General features: G+C 63.8%; 21 protein-coding genes. 16 read left to right on the top strand and 5 right to left on the bottom strand.

Annotated features, from left to right (window positions below; genetic code table 11):
- Positions 1-58: 58 nt before the first annotated feature.
- From NKJ64_RS15950 to NKJ64_RS15915, 8 genes are all read left to right on the top strand, one after another.
- Positions 59-463 (top strand): endonuclease domain-containing protein, encoded by a 405-nt coding sequence (locus tag NKJ64_RS15950; RefSeq protein ID WP_023822736.1) that lies wholly within the window; start codon positions 59-61, stop codon positions 461-463.
- Positions 460-846 (top strand): VOC family protein, encoded by a 387-nt coding sequence (locus NKJ64_RS15945; RefSeq protein WP_023673572.1) that lies wholly within the window; start codon positions 460-462, stop codon positions 844-846. Before NKJ64_RS15950 ends, NKJ64_RS15945 begins: the two co-directional genes overlap by 4 nt.
- A 22-nt stretch (positions 847-868) precedes the next feature.
- Positions 869-1,375: a GFA family protein gene (locus NKJ64_RS15940; RefSeq protein WP_023687308.1), complete on the top strand. Its 507-nt coding sequence runs from the start codon at positions 869-871 to the stop codon at positions 1,373-1,375.
- On the top strand, positions 1,372-1,848 hold the full coding sequence (locus NKJ64_RS15935) for a GFA family protein (protein ID WP_023687309.1): 477 nt from the start codon (positions 1,372-1,374) through the stop codon (positions 1,846-1,848). Before NKJ64_RS15940 ends, NKJ64_RS15935 begins: the two co-directional genes overlap by 4 nt.
- A gap of 8 nt (positions 1,849-1,856) precedes the next feature.
- A complete protein-coding gene (pip, locus tag NKJ64_RS15930) occupies positions 1,857-2,813 on the top strand; it encodes a prolyl aminopeptidase (protein WP_023735501.1) in 957 nt (318 codons plus the stop codon).
- A gap of 187 nt (positions 2,814-3,000) precedes the next feature.
- Positions 3,001-4,617 carry a citramalate synthase gene (gene cimA / locus NKJ64_RS15925; protein ID WP_023684468.1) on the top strand — a complete coding sequence of 539 codons (1,617 nt, stop codon included), beginning with the start codon at positions 3,001-3,003 and terminating at the stop codon, positions 4,615-4,617.
- Positions 4,618-4,755: 138 nt separating this feature from the next.
- Positions 4,756-5,685, top strand: a complete 930-nt coding sequence (rarD, locus tag NKJ64_RS15920; RefSeq protein ID WP_023673577.1) for an EamA family transporter RarD — start codon at positions 4,756-4,758, stop codon at positions 5,683-5,685.
- Between the two features lie 11 nt (positions 5,686-5,696).
- Positions 5,697-6,383: a glutathione S-transferase family protein gene (locus NKJ64_RS15915; RefSeq protein ID WP_352462904.1), complete on the top strand. Its 687-nt coding sequence runs from the start codon at positions 5,697-5,699 to the stop codon at positions 6,381-6,383.
- 31 nt (positions 6,384-6,414) lie between these two features.
- Here NKJ64_RS15915 and NKJ64_RS15910 read toward each other — a convergent pair whose 3' ends face one another.
- Complete coding sequence (locus NKJ64_RS15910; protein WP_023673582.1) at positions 6,415-7,026, bottom strand: LOG family protein; 612 nt, start codon at positions 7,024-7,026, stop codon at positions 6,415-6,417.
- 125 nt (positions 7,027-7,151) lie between these two features.
- Between NKJ64_RS15910 and NKJ64_RS15905 the strand changes: the two genes are divergently transcribed.
- The 4 genes from NKJ64_RS15905 to NKJ64_RS15890 all read left to right on the top strand — a co-directional run bounded on the left by NKJ64_RS15905 (position 7,152) and on the right by NKJ64_RS15890 (position 11,944).
- The gene (locus NKJ64_RS15905) at positions 7,152-8,852 is read left to right on the top strand and encodes a LysM peptidoglycan-binding domain-containing protein (protein ID WP_352462903.1); all 1,701 of its coding nucleotides are present in this window, start codon (positions 7,152-7,154) and stop codon (positions 8,850-8,852) included.
- Between the two features lie 230 nt (positions 8,853-9,082).
- Entirely contained in the window at positions 9,083-9,418 is a 336-nt protein-coding gene (locus NKJ64_RS15900) for an ArsR/SmtB family transcription factor (RefSeq protein ID WP_023826913.1), read from the top strand.
- Between the two features lie 24 nt (positions 9,419-9,442).
- Positions 9,443-11,323, top strand: a complete 1,881-nt coding sequence (locus NKJ64_RS15895; protein WP_023826914.1) for an ABCB family ABC transporter ATP-binding protein/permease — start codon at positions 9,443-9,445, stop codon at positions 11,321-11,323.
- A gap of 285 nt (positions 11,324-11,608) precedes the next feature.
- Positions 11,609-11,944, top strand: a complete 336-nt coding sequence (locus tag NKJ64_RS15890) for an antibiotic biosynthesis monooxygenase (RefSeq protein ID WP_023685667.1) — start codon at positions 11,609-11,611, stop codon at positions 11,942-11,944.
- On the opposite strand, the gene NKJ64_RS15885 is transcribed toward NKJ64_RS15890, so the two are convergent.
- On the bottom strand, positions 11,923-12,795 hold the full coding sequence (locus NKJ64_RS15885) for an SMP-30/gluconolactonase/LRE family protein (RefSeq protein ID WP_031197140.1): 873 nt from the start codon (positions 12,793-12,795) through the stop codon (positions 11,923-11,925). The genes NKJ64_RS15890 and NKJ64_RS15885 overlap by 22 nt on opposite strands.
- A gap of 97 nt (positions 12,796-12,892) precedes the next feature.
- Positions 12,893-13,582: a lysozyme inhibitor LprI family protein gene (locus tag NKJ64_RS15880; protein WP_050588142.1), complete on the bottom strand. Its 690-nt coding sequence runs from the start codon at positions 13,580-13,582 to the stop codon at positions 12,893-12,895.
- Between the two features lie 92 nt (positions 13,583-13,674).
- Between NKJ64_RS15880 and NKJ64_RS15875 the strand changes: the two genes are divergently transcribed.
- Together NKJ64_RS15875 and pssA are read left to right on the top strand one after the other, a co-directional pair.
- A complete protein-coding gene (locus NKJ64_RS15875; protein WP_348524271.1) occupies positions 13,675-14,535 on the top strand; it encodes a phosphatidylserine decarboxylase in 861 nt (286 codons plus the stop codon).
- Between the two features lie 3 nt (positions 14,536-14,538).
- Positions 14,539-15,354, top strand: a complete 816-nt coding sequence (gene pssA / locus NKJ64_RS15870; RefSeq protein WP_023672701.1) for a CDP-diacylglycerol--serine O-phosphatidyltransferase — start codon at positions 14,539-14,541, stop codon at positions 15,352-15,354.
- Between the two features lie 160 nt (positions 15,355-15,514).
- Here pssA and NKJ64_RS15865 read toward each other — a convergent pair whose 3' ends face one another.
- The gene (locus NKJ64_RS15865; protein WP_023829036.1) at positions 15,515-17,737 is read right to left on the bottom strand and encodes an AMP-binding protein; all 2,223 of its coding nucleotides are present in this window, start codon (positions 17,735-17,737) and stop codon (positions 15,515-15,517) included.
- Positions 17,738-17,936: 199 nt separating this feature from the next.
- Here NKJ64_RS15865 and NKJ64_RS15860 point away from each other — a divergent pair, with 199 nt between their 5' ends.
- On the top strand, positions 17,937-18,425 hold the full coding sequence (locus tag NKJ64_RS15860; RefSeq protein WP_023695606.1) for an Xre family toxin-antitoxin system antitoxin: 489 nt from the start codon (positions 17,937-17,939) through the stop codon (positions 18,423-18,425).
- Positions 18,422-18,928, top strand: coding sequence for an RES family NAD+ phosphorylase (locus tag NKJ64_RS15855; protein WP_023689127.1), 507 nt, complete (start codon positions 18,422-18,424; stop codon positions 18,926-18,928). Before NKJ64_RS15860 ends, NKJ64_RS15855 begins: the two co-directional genes overlap by 4 nt.
- Positions 18,929-18,931: 3 nt before the next feature.
- On the opposite strand, the gene NKJ64_RS15850 is transcribed toward NKJ64_RS15855, so the two are convergent.
- Positions 18,932-19,342, bottom strand: coding sequence for a tautomerase family protein (locus NKJ64_RS15850; protein WP_023693979.1), 411 nt, complete (start codon positions 19,340-19,342; stop codon positions 18,932-18,934).
- Positions 19,343-19,347: the final 5 nt, after the last annotated feature.

The following is a 19,347-nucleotide window of genomic DNA, read 5'->3' as shown; positions in this document are numbered from 1 at the left end:
GGGGGAGATCAGCCCTCGCCTTGGTTTTCGCTAATCGCCAGCGCGGAGTGGCCTGAGCATGGGTCACGACCTCGTTCCATCGCGTCAGCGCAAGAATGCAAAGTCCATGCGTCGCGTCATGACCGATGCCGAGCTGAAACTGTGGAATGAGTTGCGGGCTCACCGGCTGATGGGGATGAGCTTTCGCCGACAGGTACCGATTGGACCCTACATTGTCGACTTCGCCTGTTCGGCCCACCACCTCGTAGTCGAGGTTGATGGCAGTCAGCATGCCGACGTAGAAGATGCAGAACGCGACAAGGCACGCAGCGCTCAATTGAGTGCCAGTGGCTGGACCATCCTGCGCTTCTGGAACGACGACGTCATCCGCGATATCGACAATGCCTGCCAGCACATCGTCATCGGGGCCGGCTTGGCCGGCGCCGACGTGCCGGCGCCAGCAAGGGAGGAGCTTGTTTCATGATCGACCATCTCGGCATCAATGTCGCCGACTTCGACGCGTCGAAAGCCTTTTATGACCAGGCGATAGCGCCGCTTGGCGCCTCGCTGATCTACATGGTGCCACTGGAATATACCGGCGGCGCCAAGGTCGGTGGCTATGGCCGCGACCGGCCGGTGTTCTGGCTGCAGGCCAGCGATGACAAGCCGAGGACCCATCAGCACGTCGCCTTCACCGCGCGCAGCCGCGCCGAGGTCGACGCCTTCCATGCCGCGGCGCTCGCCGCCGGCGGCAAGGACAATGGCGGGCCGGGGCTGCGCCCGCATTATCACCCGGACTATTACGGCGCCTTCGTCTTGGATCCCGACGGCAACAATGTCGAGGCCGTCTGCCATGCGCCCGAATGACTATGAAACGGAGTGAGACGCCATGAGCCTCGACAACCGGCCGATCTACACCGGTGGCTGCCAGTGCGGCGCGGTGCGCTTTCGCGTCGAGGGTGCGCTGGGTGACGCCTCGATCTGCCATTGCCGCATGTGCCAGAAGGCGTTCGGCTCATTTTACGCGCCCCTGGTCTCGGTGCGTGGCGCCAAACTCGACTGGACGCGCGGCGAACCGAAATATTTCGCCTCGTCCAGCCATGTCGATCGCGGCTTTTGCGCCAATTGCGGCACGCCGCTGACCTTTACCGCGCCCGACGGCATCGGCCTCGCCATCGGCGCCTTCGACAATCCGGCTGATATCGTGCCGCTGATCCAGTGGGGCACGGAGGCAAAACTTCCCTATGTCGATACCATCCCGCAATTGCCGGGCGAGGACACTATGGCCGACATGTCGTCGGCGCCTTATCTCGCCGAGCTCGTCTCCTACCAGCATCCCGACCATGACACCGAACAATGGGACACCGAACACCGGCCGCCAGAGGGAAAATCATGACCGATGAAGTTCGAACCGGCGGCTGCCAGTGCGGTGCCGTGCGTTTCCGCATCAAGGGCAAGCTCGGCCGGGCGTCCATCTGCCATTGCCGCATGTGCCAGAAACAGTTCGGTTCGTTTTTCGGCGCGCTGGTGACAGTGCCCAAGGATGGCGTCGAATGGATGCGCGAAGAGCCCACCTATTTCCAGTCGTCGGTCAACATCGATCGCGGCTTCTGTGCCCGCTGCGGTACACCGCTGACCTATCGCCAACCTGGCGCACTGGAGATCGCCATCGGCGCCTTCGACGACCGCTCCGATCTGGCGCCGCAGATCCAGGTCAACTACGCGGTCCGATTGCCTTGGGTGGAAACGATCTTTGACCAGCCCATGCATCAGGATCCGGATTTCTACTCCCGCCAGGAGCAGATCATCTCCTTCCAGCATCCCGACCACGAAACCACGGACTGGCCCGCGCACGGCCTGAAGATATGAGCAATGAAATGAACAGTGAACTTCGTACTCTTTATCCAGAGATCGAGGCGTACGAGTCCGGCATGCTCGATGTCGGCGACGGCCATCATATCTACTGGGAGCGCTCCGGAACCAGGGGCGCCAAGCCGGCCGTTTTCCTGCATGGCGGTCCCGGCGGCGGCTTCTCGCCAAAACATCGGCAATTGTTCGACCCGAAGCTTTACGACGTCATCCTGTTCGACCAGCGCGGCTGCGGGAAATCGACACCCAACGCCTCGCTCGAGGCCAACACCACCTGGCACCTGGTTGCCGACATCGAGCGGCTGCGTGAGATGTGCGGCTTCGAAAAATGGCTGGTGTTCGGCGGCTCGTGGGGCTCGACGCTGGCGCTGGCCTATGCCGAGACGCATCCTAATCGCGTCAGCGAGCTTGTCGTGCGCGGCATCTACACGCTGACCCGCGCCGAACTCGAATGGTACTATCAGTTCGGCGTCTCCGAGATGTTCCCCGACAAATGGGAGCGTTTCCTGGCGCCAATTCCTGAGGCCGAGCGCGGCGACATGATGGCCGCTTACCGCAGGCGGTTGGTCGGCGCCGATGGCAAGGCGCAGCTGGAAGCCGCCCTTGCCTGGAGCCTGTGGGAAGGTGAGACGATCACGCTGCTACCGGAGCCGGAGACCAGCGACAAGTTCGGCGAGGACGACTTCGCCATCGCCTTTGCCCGCATCGAGAACCACTATTTCGTCCACGCCGGCTGGCTGGAGGAGGGGCAGCTTCTGCGCGATGCCCATAAGCTCGCGGATATTCCCGGCACAATCGTCCACGGCCGCTACGACATGCCGTGCCCGGCGCGCTATGCCTGGGCCCTGCACAAGGCCTGGCCGAAGGCGGATTTCCACCTCATCGAAGGCGCCGGCCATTCCTATTCGGAGCCGGGGATTCTGGATCGGCTGATACGCGCGACGGATGGGTTTGCGGGGAAATGACAGCGCGTGGCACCCCCCTCTGTCCTGCCGGACATCTCCCCCTCAAGGGGGGAGATTGGCTGTCATCGGCGCTTTCGCAAATCTTCATCGCTGCAGGAAACGAACCGACGCTAAAGCTGCCGATCTTCCCCCTTGAGGGGGAGATGGCCGGCAGGCCAGAGGGGGGTGCTCGCGCGCCAACAGAACAATGACCAAACAACGCCTCTATCTCTTCGACACAACCCTCCGCGATGGCCAGCAGACGCCGGGCATCGACTTTTCCGTCGAGGACAAGATCGCGATTGCCAAGCTGCTCGATGAGTTCGGCATGGACTATGTCGAAGGCGGCTATCCCGGCGCCAATCCGACCGACACCGCCTTCTTCCAGCAGAAGCGCACGGCGAAGGCAAAGTTCGTCGCCTTCGGCATGACCAAGCGGGCAGGCGTGTCGGCATCCAACGACCCGGGCCTGGCAGCGCTCGTGCAGTCCAAGTCCGACGCCATCTGCTTCGTCGCCAAGAGCTGGGACTATCATGTCCGCGTCGCGCTCGGCTGCACCAATGAGGAAAACCTCGACTCGATCAACGCGTCGGTCGAAGCAGCTGTTGCCGCCGGCAAGGAAGCGATGGTCGATTGCGAGCATTTCTTCGACGGCTTCAAGGCCAATCCGGACTACGCACTGGCCTGCGCCAGGACCGCCTATGATGCCGGCGCGCGCTGGGTGGTGTTGTGCGACACCAATGGTGGCACGCAGCCCTCGGAAGTGCGCGCCATCGTCGACAAGGTCATTGTTTCAGGTATTCCGGGCGGCCATCTCGGCATCCATGCCCATGACGACACCGGCCAAGCGGTGGCCAATTCGCTCGCCGCCGTCGAGGCCGGCGTGCGCCAGATCCAAGGCACGCTGAACGGCATCGGCGAGCGCTGCGGCAACGCCAATCTGGTCTCGATCGTACCGACGCTGGCGCTGAAGCCGGCCTTCGCCGATCGGTTTGAAACCGGCATCTCGGCCGAGGCGCTGACCGGGATATCCCGGCTTTCCCGCGCCTTCGACGAATTGCTGAACCGTGCTCCGGAAGCGCAGGCGCCCTATGTTGGCGCCTCGGCCTTCGCCACCAAGGCCGGCATCCATGCCTCCGCACTGGCCAAGGAGCCGGCGACCTATGAACATGTGCCGCCCGAGGCGGTAGGCAACCGCCGCCGCGTTATGGTTTCGGACCAGGGCGGCAAGGCCAATTTCCTCGCCGAGCTGAAGCGGCGCGGCATCGATGTGCCCAGAGACGACCATCGTCTCGATGCGCTGATCTCGGTGGTCAAGGAGCGCGAGGCCGAGGGCTACGCCTATGAGGGCGCCGATGCCTCCTTCGAGCTGTTGGCGCGCAAAATGCTGCACGGCCTGCCGGAGTTCTTCAACGTCACTTCGTTCCGCTGCATGGTCGAGCGCCGCTTCGATGCCAACGGCCAGTTGAAGACGGTCTCCGAAGCCATCGTCAAGGTGATGGTCGAGGGCGAGGAGAAGATGTCGGTGGCCGAAGGCCACGGCCCGGTCAACGCGCTCGACATCGCGTTGCGCAAGGACCTCGGCAAATTCCAGAGCGAGATCGCCGACATGGAGCTCGCCGATTTCAAGGTGCGTATCCTCAATGGCGGCACCGAGGCGATCACTCGCGTCCTGATCGAATCGCATGACGGCACCGGCGCACGCTGGTGGACGGTCGGCGTGTCGGAAAACATAATCGACGCCTCTTTCCAGGCGCTGATGGATTCGATCGTCTACAAGCTGATGAAGAACCGCGACATGGCGGGATTGGTGGCGGCGGAGTAGGGTTGCAAGACGTGGGTTTCCTCGCCCCCGAAGTGGGGCGAGGAACTTGCGCCGCCCCTTGAGCCATCAGCGGAAGTCCATTGATCCATCATAATTTTGCGATGGTTTTGGATGGCCCACTGGGCCATAGCGGTTGCCATGGCCAGCGACACGATCCAGCCCGACGCCGACTCCAAAGCCCGCAGCGGCTTTCTCCTCGCGCTCGGCGCTTATCTGCTATGGGGCCTGTTGCCCTTCTACATGAAGGCGGTTGCGCATCTGCCGCTGATCGAGGTGATCGCCCACCGCATCGTCTGGTCGGTGCCGATTGCCGCCGCGGTGCTGGTCTGGGCCGGTCGGACCGCCGATTTCAAGGCGGCAATCCGCTCACCACGCAGCATCGCCATGGCGGCGTTGACGGCGACCCTGATCTCCGTCAATTGGGCCATCTATGTCTGGGCGATCTCGGTCGACCGCACCGTCGAGACGGCGCTCGGATACTACATCAACCCATTAGTTAGCATCGTCGTCGGCGCGTTGTTGCTCGGCGAGAAGCTCGACCGGCTGCAGATCGCGGCCGTGTTGCTGGCGGCGGTCGCAGTTGCCGTTCTGACCGTCGATGCCGGCAAATTGCCTTGGGTGTCGCTGGCGCTGGCCTTTTCCTTCGCTGCCTATGGGTTCTTCCGCAAGACGTTGCCGATCGGCCCGAGCCAGGGCTTTCTGCTCGAAGTGCTTTTGCTGTCGGTGCCGGCGCTTGCCTACATCGTCTTCCTGGTCGTCAACGGCCAGGACCATTTCATCTCCAGCAACGGCACCGATATGGCTTTGCTCATCGGCTGCGGCCCAGTCACCTCGGTGCCGCTGCTGCTGTTCGCCTTCGGCGCCAAGCTTCTGCGCCTCTCCACCATCGGCATCATGCAGTACATCGCACCGACCATGGTGTTCCTGATCGCCGTGCTGATTTTCGACGAGCCGTTCGGCACCACGCAAGCAATTGCCTTCGCGCTGATCTGGGCGGCATTGGCGATGTATTCCTGGTCGATGTTTCGTGGCCGTGAAATCCGCCCGGTGGCGTTGGCCCCGAAGTAGGGAGCCTTTCGATGTACGTGCTGCATATCGCCAACAAGAACTATTCGTCATGGTCGCTGCGGCCATGGGTGCTGATGCGCACCCTCGACATTCCGTTCGAGGAGCAATTGACGCCGTTTCCGACCGGGCCCAGTTTCGATCTCTACCGGGCGTTCTCGCCCAGCGGGCGCGTGCCTTGCCTGGTCGATGACGGCTGGGCCGTCTGGGATTCGCTGGCTATTGCCGAGTATCTCGCCGAGGGCCACCATGGTGTGTGGCCTGCCGAGGCCAAGGCGCGAGCCTGGGCGCGCTCGGCCGCCGCCGAAATGCATTCTGGTTTCACGGCCTTGCGCGGCGCATGCCCGATGAATTGCGGCTTGCGGGTGAAACCGTTGCCGATGTCGGACGCGCTGAAGCAGGATCTGTTCCGTTTGGGCGATCTCTGGAACGATGGCCTTGCCCTGTTCGGCGGGCCGTTCCTTGCCGGCGGCCATTTTACCGCCGTCGACGCCTTCTTTGCTCCGGTGGCGTTCCGTGTGCTATCCTATGGGCTGTCTTTCGAAGGGGCAGCTGCAGCCTATCCCCCGCAATTGCTTGGCCTGCCGGCCATGCAGGAATGGTATGCCGCGGGTCTCGCCGAGACCTGGCGGGAGCCGGACCATGAGGCGGAGGTCGCTGCCGCCGGCACCATCGTCGAGGATCTTCGCGCTACGGCGTGATGGGCAGCGGGGCCTCTCTCACTAGTCACTATCACATCTTGTCAATCACCGACTGCACGCCTTCCGTCGGCGCATCGACCGACGACCCCGCCACCATGATGGCGGCGACGATGGCCTCGGGGTCTTCGACCACCAGCGGCTTGACCCGTTGCGCGGTGTGGATGAAGCCTTCGCTGGCCATATGGTCGAGCAGCGCCAGCATCGGATCCCAGAACCCTTGAACGTTGGCGAAGACGATCGGCTTGCGGTGATGGCCGAGCTGGCCCCAGGTCATGATCTCGACGATTTCCTCGACCGTGCCGATGCCGCCGGGCAGCGCCACAAAGGCGTCGGATTTCTCGAACATCTTGTGCTTGCGCTCGTGCATGTTGTCGGTGATCAGCAACTCGTCGAGCCGGTCAAGCGCGGTTTCGGTTGCCTCCTTGTTGATGAGGAAGCGCGGAATGATGCCCGTTACCTTGCCGCCGGCCTTGAGCGCGCCTTCGGCGACTGCGCCCATAATGCCTTTGGTGCCGCCGCCATAGACCAGCCGCAGGCCGGCTTTGGCGAGCGAGCGGCCAAGCAGGTGCCCGGCCTTGGCATAGATTTCATCGCGGCCCGGAGACGAGCCGCAATAGACGCAGACGGATCGAATCGTGTTCATTCGTGATTGGTGATTGGGTCTGAATGCGGGGTCAAGCCCCAAGGGCTGACAAGCCCGGGCTTTTTCTTGTCGGTGCCGGCAAAACACGCTAGACCGGCTTCAGGTGGCTAAGGGGTAGGGGAAATATGGCTGTTAATCCATTGAAGGCGTTTCTGTTCGCGGCCGGTGGGACCGTCGCGGTCGTCGGAACCGCCTATGTATCGGGCGCACTCGACCCGTATCTGAATCCCACGCCGCCTGCGGCGATTGCATCGCTGACGCCGCCGGCTGAAAAGCCGGCCGATCCGGGGACCGAGGGAAGGCTGCCGCCGGCGCCCGCCGCGCCCACCGATGCCAAGGCTCCCGCAGCACCCGCGCCTGCCGACGCAACGGCTCCCGCGACCGAAGCTGCGGCTCCGGCGGCACCTGCCGCGCCCGCTGCTGCCCCAACAACCCCAGCGCCGGCCGCGGCCGGCCCGGTTGCGCCGAGCTTCGACGTCGTGCGCGTCGAAAGCAACGGCTCGATCGTCGTTGCCGGCAATGCTGCGCCCAATTCGAAGGTCGAGATCCTCAACGGCTCCTCGGTACTTGGCTCGACTGTCGCCGGTCCGGACGGCGCCTTCGTCATCGTTCTCGACGATCCGCTGAAGCCCGGCGACTATACGATTGGGTTGCGCGCGACGGCCGGCGATGTGGTTACCCCTTCCGTGCAGACCGCCGTCGTTTCGGTTCCCAAGGACGCCGCCGGCCAGGTGCTGGCGATGGTCGAGGAACCCGGCAAGCCGGCCGAGCTGCTTAGCGTCCCGGCGCCTGAGACCAAGCCCGCGGCACCGGCCGCCGGCGATCAGGCCGCTGCCCCAGCCGCTGAGGCGCCTGCTACGGCTGCGCCTGCCGTGGCCGCTGAAACAGCACCTGCTGCTCCGGCTGTGGAAGCCGCAACTGCCCCTGCAGCGCCAGCAGTACCTGCAGCGCCGCCGGCGGCAGGCGTGGCTGCACCCAAGATCGTCGTCGAGGCGGTCGAGATCGACGGCAACAAGATCTTCGTCGCCGGTCTGGCTGACGCCGGCCGCAAGGTGCGCGCCTATGCCAATGATATCCTGCTTGGCGATGCGGTGACCTCGCCCGACGGTCATTTCCTGGTCGAGGCGACGCGCGACATCCCGGTCGGCAGCTACACCATCCATGTCGACGGTCTCGACGCCGACGGCGTGAAGGTCGTGGCCCGCGCCGCCGTGCCGTTCGAGCGCGAACCCGGCGAAGCGATCGCCGCCGTGGCGCCCGCGGAGGCCAAGCCCACCGAGACCAAGCCCACCGAGACCAAGCCCGCCGAAGCAAAGCCTGCTGAGCCGGCCGCACCGGCTGCTGCCGAAGCACCGGCCGCTCCGAAGCCTGCGGCGCCAGCCACTATCGCGGCTGCCCCTGCGAAGCCCGCACCGGCTGCTGCCGCATCCGCACCAGCCGCACCGGCGGCTGAAGCGCCGGCTCCGGCTGCCCCGGCGGTTGCCGGGGCACCTGCGGCACCGGCAGCGCCCGCCGCTGAGGCTCCAGCCGTCGTCGCGGCGGCAACGCCCGACGTGCCCGAGACGGTGGCGCCAAAGCTCGAACATGCAGACGGCGCGGTCATCATCCGCAGGCACGACACGCTGTGGCGGATCTCACGGCGCGTCTACGGTCACGGTGTGCGCTTCTCGACCATTTATCTCGCCAACCAGGACCAGATCAGCGATCCCGACCGCATCTGGCCGGGGCAGGTGTTCAAGGTTCCGGAAAAGTCCAAGGAAGGCGAAGCCGCCGACCTCAAGGCGATGGGCGAGCAGGTGACAACGGCGCCGGTGAAGACGCAGTAGCGGCCGAGCGCTTGATCTCCTCCCTTGAGGGGGAGATGGCCGGCAGGCCAGAGAGGGTCGCCGCGCATAGAACGCCGACCTTCTCTTTGCTGCAAACGACGTTGCGTCAGGACGTACCGACCCCCTCTGTCGCCTTCGGCGACATCTCCCCCTCGAGGGGGGAGATTAGGTCGCTCTACCCATCGGGTTAGCTTGCCACGCACCCGTTCATCGTCTATCGCCGATGAACGATGGCAGACTCGCTCACTGAACCAGACCACGCAAACTGCGCACCGCCCCAAAGCCGCGCCGTTGCCGCTCGCTTCGCCGCACTCTCGCACCCGGCGCGCATCGAGATCCTTAGACATCTCTCGGCCAGCAATTCCTGCTGCTGCCGCGAGGTGGTCGATCATCTCGATCTGGCGCAGTCCACCGTGTCCCAGCATCTGAAGATCCTGGTCGAAGCCGGGCTGGTCCGCTTCCAATCCGACCGTCAGCGCTCGCGCTACGAAGTCGACCGCGCCGCGCTCGCCGACGTTTCCGCATCGCTGACCGCACTCGTCAACTCCTGCTGCTCCGGCCGCTGACCTCTCACCCCAAAGGCAAGACAAGTGGCAGAAAAAACCGTTTCCGATAGCTCGACCTTCGGCACCTTGCGCAATCTGTGGCCCTATATGTGGCCGGCCGACCGCCCCGATCTCAGGGCACGCGTCACCTGGGCGACGCTGCTTCTGGTCGTTGCCAAGCTGACGCTGGTTGCCGGGCCCTATTTCTTCAAATGGGCGACGGATGCCCTGGCCGGCGACGCCAAATCGCCGCCGCCGCTGCCATCTTTCCTGCTGGCGCCAGTGATGCTGGTCGTCGCCTACAATGTCGTGCGGCTGGTGCAGCTTGGCTTCAACCAGCTGCGCGACGCGCTGTTTGCCCGCGTTGGCCAATATGCGGTGCGCCAGCTCGCGTTCCGCACCTTCGTTCACATGCACCAGCTGTCGCTGCGCTTTCACCTCGAGCGCCGCACCGGCGGCCTGTCGCGCATCATAGAGCGCGGCACCAAGGGCATCGAGACGATCGTGCGCTTCATCATGCTGAACACGGCGCCGACCATCCTCGAATTCGCGCTGACCACCGGCATCTTCGCCTACACCTATGGCTGGAAATATGTGGTCGTGGTGGCGGCCACGGTGTGGCTCTACGTCTGGTTCACGGTTCGCGCCAGCGACTGGCGCATTTCGATCCGCCGCGACATGAACGACAGCGACACCGACGCCAACACCAAGGCGATCGACTCGCTGCTCAACTACGAGACCGTCAAATACTTCAACAACGAGGGTATGGAGGCTGAGCGCTTCGACCGTTCGATGGCGCGCTATGAAATGGCGGCGACCAGAATATGGACCTCGCTCGGTTGGCTGAATTTCGGCCAGGGCATCATCTTCGGTCTCGGCACCGTCATCGTCATGTGCATGTCGGCGCTGGAGGTGCAGGCCGGCACGCAGACGGTCGGCGATTTCGTCTTCATCAACGCCATGCTGATGCAGCTTGCGGTGCCGCTCAATTTCATCGGCTTCATCTACCGCGAAATCCGCCAGGGGCTGACCGACATCGAGCAAATGTTCGACCTGCTCGATGTGCCGCAGGAAATCACCGACAAGCCGGATGCCAAGCCACTGGCTGTTACAGCCGGCAAGGTCGAGTTCCGCGACGTGCACTTCGCCTACGACCCCAGCCGCAAGATTCTGAAGGGCGTCTCCTTCGAGGTTCCGGCCGGCAAGACGGTGGCCATTGTCGGTCCGTCCGGCGCCGGCAAGTCGACGATTTCGCGGCTCTTGTTCCGCTTCTACGACGTCCAGGGCGGTCAGGTGCTGATCGACGGCCAGGATGTCCGTGATGTGACGCAGGCGAGCCTGCGCGGCGCCATCGGCATGGTGCCGCAGGACACCGTGCTGTTCAACGACACCATCGCCTACAACATCCGTTACGGTCGCATCGGTGCCAGCGAAGAGGATATGCAGAAAGCCGCCGAGCTTGCCCAGATCGGCCCGTTTATCGAACGGCTGCCGGAAGGTTATCGCTCGATGGTCGGTGAGCGCGGGCTAAAGCTGTCGGGCGGCGAAAAGCAGCGCGTGGCGATTGCCCGCACGATTTTGAAGGCGCCGCCGATCCTGATGCTCGACGAGGCGACCTCGGCGCTGGACAGCCACACCGAACAGGAAATCCAGGCCGCCCTCGACCTGGTCAGCAAGGGCCGCACCACCATCGTCATTGCGCATAGGTTGTCGACGGTGATCACCGCCGACGAGATCATCGTGCTCAAGGACGGCGAGATCGCCGAGCGCGGCACCCATGCCGAGCTGATGCAAAAGCATGGCCTCTACGCGTCGATGTGGGACCGCCAGCGCGAAGCGACAGAAGCCGAAGAGAGGCTTCGAGTTGCACGCGAGAGCGATGAGCTGGGTGTGGTTGTGCGCAGGCGGACTTCGGAGGTGAGCTAGGCGGCGGAGCGCCGATCTCCCCCCTTGAGGGGGAGATGTCGCCGAAGGCGACAGAGGGGGTCGCAGCGCGTGGAGCGCTAACCTTCATCGGTCGCAAGGGGGGCGCATCCAGTCGAACCGACCCCCTCTGGCCTGCCGGCCATCTCCCCCTCAAGGGGGGTGATATGCAGCGTCGTCGCCATCATCACCACCGAAAATTTCCCCTTGACCTCAACCTAAGTTGAGATCGCAAACCCGTTCCTGAGCCACCGAACCCAAGTCGTTCAAGAACGGAGACAGATTCAAATGGATAAACTTGCCGAGGCAGCCGTGTTCAGGGTCGACAAATTCGTCGTTCCTGCCGAGGCCCGTGAAGAAATCCTTCGCAAGGTCAGGGCAACGCATGAACTGCTGCGCCTGCAGCAAGGCTTCGTCCAGGATTTCGTGCTCGAGCAATTTTCGGGTCCGGGTGAGTTCAACCTGGTCACCATTGTCGAATGGGAAAACCAGGCGGCCGTCGACAATGTCGTGCCGATCGTCAAGGCGGCCCACGAGCGGGCGGGCTTCAACCCGCAGGAGACCATTGCCCGGCTGGGTGTGAAGGCCGATATCGCCAACTATCAGCGTCTGCCTGAGATGTAGGAGGGCCAGCCCGTGCCAGGTGCTGGCGCCTCGACGCTCAGCACCTGGCCGGTGCGGGCATCGCTGATCATGTTCTCGAAACCACGCCATTCGGCGGCGACGATGAACAGTGTCGTGCCATCCGGCCCGCCCAGCATGCAGGCAAAGCAGCCGCGATCGGCATCGACTGTCTGCAACACCTCGCCACCTTCGCGCACCCGCACACAGCGTTTGTTGGGAACATCCGCATACCAGGCAGTTCCTTCGGCATCGAGGCAGACGCCGTCGGGAAAGCCATCGAGATCGGCCCAGACCCGGCGGTTGGAAAGCCCGCCATCCTCCGCGATATCGAAGGCGGTCAGCCGGTTGGCATGCGACTCCGCCACGATCAGTGTCCTGTTGTCCGGCGTCACCGCCATGCCGTTGGCGAAAGCGATGTTCTCGGCCACTTGTCGAACCGAGCCGTCCGGCGTGATCAGCACGATGGTGCCGGGCCCGAAATGCTCGCCCGGTGCAGGCGCCGACCCGCCGCCATTGACATAGATGTTGCCGCGCCCGTCGACGACGATCTCGTTCCACGGGCTGTTTGACAGCGACCGAAGATCGGAATGGGTGGCCAGCGTTCCATCCGCCTCCTGCCGCAGCAACAAGCCATCCCGACCCGAGATGACCAGCAGCCGCCCGTCCGGCAGCCAGTCGATGGAATAGGGCAGGGTGGCTGGTATCTTGAGCAGGATCTCGCTGTCGCCGTCTGCATCGACGGCGACGATCTCGCCGGTGCCCCAATTGCAGAGCCACAGCCGTCCGTCATGCCAGCGCGGCGACTCCCCGAACGCGAGGCCGGCGGCAACGAGACGCGTCTGGTTCAGCATTTTGGGGTAACTCCTTGTTGGGTGCGCAATCATGGCAAGGAACCATGATCGCCGTCTCACCAAGGACGGGTGAGGGGTGGTTTTGCCGACAGCAGGTTTACTGTTTTTCGCTCAGGAAGAACGTGCCATCGGCATGGCCGTTGGCACCGCATGACAAGGGATCCGATCTGCCATCCTTGCCGGCGCCGCTCTGCTCGACGACAAGCGCATCGCCGTCGCGTCGGAAGGTAAAGACAAAACCGGTTGGGTTGTCGTTGTCGTCGGTGTCCTCAAGTCGAAGCGTATTGCGCTCCTCGACCGTGCCGTCGATCTCGCATGACCCACTTCCCGAGACTGGATTGGAAACGACCTCTTCCGAGATCTCGACCTTGCCTCCGCCAACAGCCTTGATGTCGACGCTGCCGCGCACGCTGCTCCATGTGCCGATCAAGCCGCCATCAGCCGGCTTGCGTATGCCGGACAGGAAGGTTGCGCGGTCGCGCAGGAATTCGCCGAGATCGAAAGCCTGTTGGTTCTTGGGCGAACTTTCGTTGAAACCGGCGATCTGATCGCGATAGGCGATGAAATCGCTTTGGTCGTCCCGCAGCGCCTTGCCGGCATGAGCATCGAGCCTCTTCAGCAGCGCGGCATAATTCTTCGCGACCTCGGCATCGGCCTGCGCCAGGGTCGGATCGGCGCATATGGCCTTTTCCGCCACGCTGGCGGCCTTGGCGCAATCGAAGGATGGCTTGCCTTGCGCCGCTGCGTGGTCGCTCGCTGCCAGGAATACGGTCAAAACGGCACCCATGGCTGCCAGTCGTATGGCAACAAGGTACGCTTTGCCTGTGTTTGGCATCATGGGCGGTCGGCCTTTTCGCCGCGCACTGAGCCAGCGGCGGTATGAACTCTGGCGGCAAAGCCGCCGGCAGGCAAGCACGTGACCGTTCCTGCCGGCTGCGGCCGATGCGGCCTTGCCCAATGTTGCGTTGCGGCCGCGGAGCCTTTCCGGTATTGAGGCCGGACCTGAAACAGGGACCGCCCCCAGCCCATGAGCTCCAGCCAATGAGCCTCGTCGACTCGATCAAGAATGCCTTCGTTCCGATCCATCGCGAGGGCTATCCGTTCATTGCCGCCTTTGGTGCGGGCACGCTGTTCCTCGGCTATTTCTCCTCGGTGCTGTTCTGGATCGGCCTGATCCTGACCGCCTGGTGCGTCTATTTCTTCCGTGACCCCGAGCGTGTCACCCCGGTCGATGACAGGCTGGTGGTCAGTCCCGCCGACGGCGTCATCTCGGCGGTCGGCCCGGCCGTGCCACCGCGCGAGCTCGGCCTCGGCAACACCGAAATGACCCGCATCTCGGTGTTCATGAATGTCTTCTCCTGCCATGTGAACCGTGCTCCCGTGCGCGGCCGCATCACCAAAATCGAGCACCGGCCGGGCAAGTTCCTGAATGCCGAACTCGACAAGGCAAGCTCGGAGAACGAGCGCAACGGGCTGGTCATAGACAGTCCCAACGGCATCGTTGTCGCCGTGCAGATTGCCGGCCTGGTGGCGCGCCGCATCGTCTGCTGGGCCGAGACCGGCGGCTCCATTGCCGTCGGCGAACGCTTCGGCTTGATCCGCTTCGGCTCGCGCGTCGATGTCTTCCTGCCTTCGACCGCGGTGCCGCGCGTCGCCGTCGGCCAGACGGCGGTCGGCGGCGAAACCGTGCTCGCCGAATTCGGCGGCGTCGCCGCAACCCCGCTCGTCAGGATTTCGTAAGCGGTGGGCGCGCCGTTCAAAAAGTTCGAGGCCCATGGCAGCGGCGGCCCGCGCATCCGCGAGATTCCGATGCGCATGGTGCTGCCCAATCTGGTCACCGTACTTGCCATCTGCGCCGGCCTGTCCGGCATCCGCTTCGGCTTCGAGGGCCGTTTCGAGCCGGCCGTGGTGATGGTGCTGCTCGCCGCCTTCCTGGACGGCATAGACGGGCGCCTGGCGCGCATGTTGAAGGCGACATCCAAATTCGGCGCGCAGATGGATTCGCTGGCCGACATCGTCAATTTCGGCGTCGCGCCGGCACTGGTGCTCTACGCCTTCCTGCTCGACCGCGCCGGCTCCTTCGGCTGGATCGCAGCTCTTCTGTTCACCATCGCCTGTGGCCTGCGGCTGGCGCGCTTCAACGTGCTCGACGAAGACCATGACCGGCCGATCTGGCAGAGCGAATACTTCGTCGGCGTGCCGGCGCCGGCCGGCGCCGTGCTGGTTATGCTGCCGCTCTATCTGTCCTTCCTCCGGCTCGGTCTCGAGCCGGACCGCCTGACGGCATTCGTCGCCACCGGCTTCACTGTGCTGGTCGCTTTCCTGCTGGTCAGCCGGCTGCCGGTCTATTCCGGCAAAAGCCTGAAAGTGCCGGGCGACAAGGTGCTGCCGATCATCCTGGCGGTCGTTCTATACGTCCTGCTGTTGATGACCTATCCCTGGTACACGCTGACCGCCTCTGTCGCAGGCTATCTCATCTTCCTGCCTTTCAGCGTGCGGGCGTATTCGAAGCGCGCCAAGCGCGAGGGCGAAAAAGTGCCGCCGTCGGATATTGGGTAGTTGTTATCTCCCCCCTTGATGGGGAGATGTCGCCGAAGGCGACAGAGGGGGTCGGTACGCCCCGGACGCGACCTCGTTTGAGCGAAGAGGACGTCGGCGCTTCACGCGAGGCGACCCCCTCTGGCCTGCCGGCCATCTCCCCCTCAAGGAGGGAGATACGCTAAGCCGCCAGGCCCAGCCCCAGCTTCTCGATCGCCAGGTTCCGCGTCGAGACATAATCCGTCTTACCGGAACCCAGCACCGGGATCTCCTCGACCTTGACGATGTCGTTGGGCACCATCAGTTCGGCCGCACCTGCCTTCTTGCCGAAGGCGCGCAGTTCTTCCGGATCGGCGTCGTCGGCGGTGGTGACCAGCACGATGCGCTCGCCGCGCCTCTTGTCCGGCACCGCCACCGCGGCGTGGCGCTCTTCCGGCCACAGCGACTGCACCAGCATCTCGACGGCGCCCAACGACACCATCTCGCCAGCGATCTTGGCGAAGCGTTTTGCCCGCCCGCGAATGGTGATGAAGCCTTCGCGGTCGACCGAGACGATGTCGCCGGTGTCGTGCCAGCCGTCCAGCGGCTGCAATTCGCCGGGCCGGTCAGCGGTCATGTAGCCCATCATCAAATTCGGCCCGTCGAGCCACAGGCGGCCGGCACCCTCGATACCCTCGACCGGTTCGAGCTTCATGCGCATCGCCGGCAACAGCCGTCCGACCGTGCCGTCGCGACCATGGATGGCGGTGTTGACGGCGACGACGGGAGCGGCCTCCGTCAGCCCGAACCCCTCGATGATCGAGGCATCGAAGCGCTCGCGATAAACGCGCCGCGTCTCCGGCTTCACCGCTTCCGCGCCGGCGACGACGAAGCGCAGGCTTGAGAAATCGCCATCCTTGGCGGTGCGGGCATAGTTGGCAAGGAAAGTGTCGGTGCCGAACATGATGGTCGGCTTCACCTTGCGGGCGATCTCCGGGATGATCTTGTAGTGCAGCGGTGACGGGTAGAGGAACAGTTTCACCCCGGTCACCAGCGGCAGGATGGTACCGCCGGTCAGGCCGAAAGAGTGAAAAACCGGCAGCACGTTGAGCAGGATGTCGGACGGCGAAATGGTAATGCGCGCCTCGGCCTGCATGGCGTTGGCGTGGAGATTGCGGTGCGACAGCACCACGGCCTTGGGCGTGCCTTCCGAGCCTGAGGTGAACAGGATTGCGGCGGGCTTGGCCGCATCCTGCCGCTGCAGCGGGAACCGCCACAGCACCGCTGCTGCGAGCTTTTCCAGCGTCGTGACGCTTGCGCGCACATCCTCCAGCCACAGCATTTTGGCGCCGCCGGCCTCGATCGCGGCGATGATGTCGGCAAGCGCCGCCTTCTCGACGAACGCGCGCGAGGAAACCACCGTTCGGATGACTGCCGCGCGCACCGCGGCGGTTACGCTGGCCGGCCCTGCCGTGTAGTTGATCATCGCCGCTACCCGGCCGGCCGAGAGCAGGCCGACGAAGGACAGCACCACGCCATTGGCGTTGGGCAGCAAAACCCCGACCGCTTCGCCGGGCGCCGCCACCGCCTGGAAACGGCGGCCGAGCACGCGCGCGCCGATGAACATTTTTCGATAGCTGAGCGAGCCGCTGATCACATCCTCGATGATCGGATGCGAGGCGCCGGTCCGATCCGCGGCATCGCGCATGGCCAGGAACAGGCCGCGATCGAGGTTGCTGCCATAAAGCCGCGCCTCGGCGATGCGGTCGAACAACGCATTGGTGTTGGAAGCCTGGTCGGGGTTGCGCGCCACCAGTTCGGCAATCGTCATTGGCTCCAGCACGCTGATCGAGAGTTTTGGGAACCAGTGGCGCGGCGCCCGGTTCTTTGGCGTCAAGGAAACCGGCAGGTCGCGCGAGCCGGTGACGAAGATCGGCACGATGCGGGCGTCGGCCTGCATGGCGATGCGGGTGACGGCGCGGAACAGGCGAAACGTCTTCACATCGGGCTCGACGTCATCGGGCAGATAGACGGCAAGCCGGCCTTTACCCTTCAGCACCCTGACCAGCCGCCGGCTGACGAAGAGATGCTCGGCGTTGAAGGCGATGGTGCGGCCAAGCTCGCGCCAAGGCTCCATCCAGGGCGAGCGCGCCGAGGCCTCGTCGAGAATGTGCAGCGTGTCGTCGGGCAGCAGCGACAGCATCAGCGCCGGCTCGAAGCGTGACTGGTGCGAGACCACATAGATCACCGGCGTCGGCGCGTTGCGGGCAATGCGGATGCGCCGGTCATCTATCCGGTAGGCGAGCTTGAACGGCACATAGAGTAGCGCCTGGGTAAAGCGCAGGTCGAGACGAAACGTCTCGATCGCGCCAATCAGCAGCCAGGCCAGCACGAGGCCTGCAAGCAGCGCCAGTGTCAGGATCATGCCGCGTCTCTCCCAACGGTCCGGTATGCGGCTCTTCGTCCGCTTCGAGAGCAGAGGGTAGCGCAATGGGGAGCAAGGTCAATGCGCGGGTGCGAGGGAGCGGTGTTCCACCTGACCTCACCAGGCAATGACCCAAACGCAGGCCTTGAAATGTTGCGACACGTGTCGTAAATAAAGCGACACGTGACGGAGAGGTAATATGGCCAGTTCCCCGCTGGGTTTTGCCGAGGCACCACATATGGAGCCGGAGTTCGAACGAATGGTCGACCTGTTTGGTGGACGGAAGGTTCTTGGATTCTCGGTAGCCAGTCCTCTTGAGGCACATGAAATGATCCTGCATGGAATTCCGGGCCAGGCGCTCGAAAGCCTCGTCAGGCATCTGATGGTCATTGATCCCGCCGATGCGTTTGAGACCGCATTCGGCATGAGCGAGCGGACATTTCAGCGGCACAAATCGGATCACTCCAAGACCCTCAGTCGGGAGCAAGGTTCCAGAACCTGGAACTTCGCCAAGCTCCTGACAAAGGCCACGTCCGTGCTCGGGACTCAGGAAGACGCGGAAAAATGGATGATCGAGTCTGCCATGGGTTTGGACAATCGCCGGCCGATCGATCTGCTGGCCACGGCGGCGGGCACTGCGCTTGTGCAGGAGTTTCTTGAGCGGCTCGACTATGGTATCTACGCGTGACGCCTTTGCCGGGCTCCCTCGGAACAGGGCAGTTGTTGGGCTGGAGGCTTGATCACAGACGCTTCAAGGCGAGCTGGGACAGTGGCGAAGGAGCCTTCAAGCTTGGGGGAAGGTGGAACAGCAAAGGGATCAGAGCCGTATATGCGTCCATCGACCCATCGACCGCCATCTTGGAGGTGGCGGTCCACAAGGGGTTTCGCACGCTGGATACTGTCCCTCACGTGCTGACGGCATTCGACATCGTCGATCCATCAGAGATTTATGTGGTCCAAACCGACGATATTCCGAACGCGAACTGGCTGCGTCCCGGCATCCCGGGCGCGGGACAGCAGCAGTTCGGCGATGGTCTGCTGGCAAAGCATCCGTTCTTTCTGATCCCCAGCGCGGTATCCCAGCACAGCTGGAACCTGGTGTTCGATCCCAACCGGGCGGCAGGCCTTTATAGCTTGCATCTCCGGGAGGATTTCGCGCTTGATACAAGGCTTCATCCTCCCGCTGGGTAGCAATCAGGCCGTGGCCTTCAGCCGCCCACTGATGAACCGGAACTCCTGGCTCTTGCCGCCATAGCCATAAGCTGCGGCCGGAACCTCGTGCACGAAGGCATAGCTCTCCTCATGCACGCCACCGAGCAACTTACCGAAGGCCTCAAAGATCGCCTTCAGATAGGCTTCCAGCTCCAGCTTGGTGTTGGTGCCGTCGACCACCTTGATGTCGAGCCAGAAAGTATTGGCGCCATGCTCTGCCAGCGACTTGCCGCCGGCGAACCAGTGCTGCGGGTCGATATAGGTGACAGCGACGGCGGTGATCGTCGGGTCCTTGCGCAGATGGGTTGCGGTCAGGCCGGTGATTTCCTTGGCGATTGTGGCGGACAGCTTGGCGTCGGGCTTACCAGTGACGCTGATGTTGATGATGGGCATTTTTC

Source organism: Mesorhizobium sp. M0062 (assembly GCF_040323125.1).
In the GTDB taxonomy this organism is placed as follows: Bacteria; Pseudomonadota; Alphaproteobacteria; order Rhizobiales; family Rhizobiaceae; genus Mesorhizobium.
The sequence above is the reverse complement of the archived record's forward strand: the minus strand, read 5'-3'. Positions and strand labels throughout refer to the sequence as shown.

Coding starts and splice junctions, on each gene's coding strand:
- NKJ64_RS15860 (WP_023695606.1), top strand. CDS start 17,937: ATGGCCAGTTCCCCGCTGGGTTTTGCCGAGGCACCACATATGGAGCCG.
- NKJ64_RS15940 (WP_023687308.1), top strand. CDS start 869: ATGAGCCTCGACAACCGGCCGATCTACACCGGTGGCTGCCAGTGCGGC.
- cimA (WP_023684468.1), top strand. CDS start 3,001: ATGACCAAACAACGCCTCTATCTCTTCGACACAACCCTCCGCGATGGC.
- NKJ64_RS15945 (WP_023673572.1), top strand. CDS start 460: ATGATCGACCATCTCGGCATCAATGTCGCCGACTTCGACGCGTCGAAA.
- rarD (WP_023673577.1), top strand. CDS start 4,756: ATGGCCAGCGACACGATCCAGCCCGACGCCGACTCCAAAGCCCGCAGC.
- NKJ64_RS15865 (WP_023829036.1), bottom strand. CDS start 17,737: ATGATCCTGACACTGGCGCTGCTTGCAGGCCTCGTGCTGGCCTGGCTG.
- NKJ64_RS15900 (WP_023826913.1), top strand. CDS start 9,083: ATGGCAGACTCGCTCACTGAACCAGACCACGCAAACTGCGCACCGCCC.
- NKJ64_RS15950 (WP_023822736.1), top strand. CDS start 59: ATGGGTCACGACCTCGTTCCATCGCGTCAGCGCAAGAATGCAAAGTCC.
- pip (WP_023735501.1), top strand. CDS start 1,857: ATGAACAGTGAACTTCGTACTCTTTATCCAGAGATCGAGGCGTACGAG.
- NKJ64_RS15935 (WP_023687309.1), top strand. CDS start 1,372: ATGACCGATGAAGTTCGAACCGGCGGCTGCCAGTGCGGTGCCGTGCGT.
- NKJ64_RS15885 (WP_031197140.1), bottom strand. CDS start 12,795: ATGCTGAACCAGACGCGTCTCGTTGCCGCCGGCCTCGCGTTCGGGGAG.
- NKJ64_RS15915 (WP_352462904.1), top strand. CDS start 5,697: ATGTACGTGCTGCATATCGCCAACAAGAACTATTCGTCATGGTCGCTG.
- NKJ64_RS15880 (WP_050588142.1), bottom strand. CDS start 13,582: ATGGGTGCCGTTTTGACCGTATTCCTGGCAGCGAGCGACCACGCAGCG.
- NKJ64_RS15850 (WP_023693979.1), bottom strand. CDS start 19,342: ATGCCCATCATCAACATCAGCGTCACTGGTAAGCCCGACGCCAAGCTG.
- NKJ64_RS15890 (WP_023685667.1), top strand. CDS start 11,609: ATGGATAAACTTGCCGAGGCAGCCGTGTTCAGGGTCGACAAATTCGTC.
- NKJ64_RS15910 (WP_023673582.1), bottom strand. CDS start 7,026: ATGAACACGATTCGATCCGTCTGCGTCTATTGCGGCTCGTCTCCGGGC.
- NKJ64_RS15905 (WP_352462903.1), top strand. CDS start 7,152: ATGGCTGTTAATCCATTGAAGGCGTTTCTGTTCGCGGCCGGTGGGACC.
- NKJ64_RS15875 (WP_348524271.1), top strand. CDS start 13,675: ATGAACTCTGGCGGCAAAGCCGCCGGCAGGCAAGCACGTGACCGTTCC.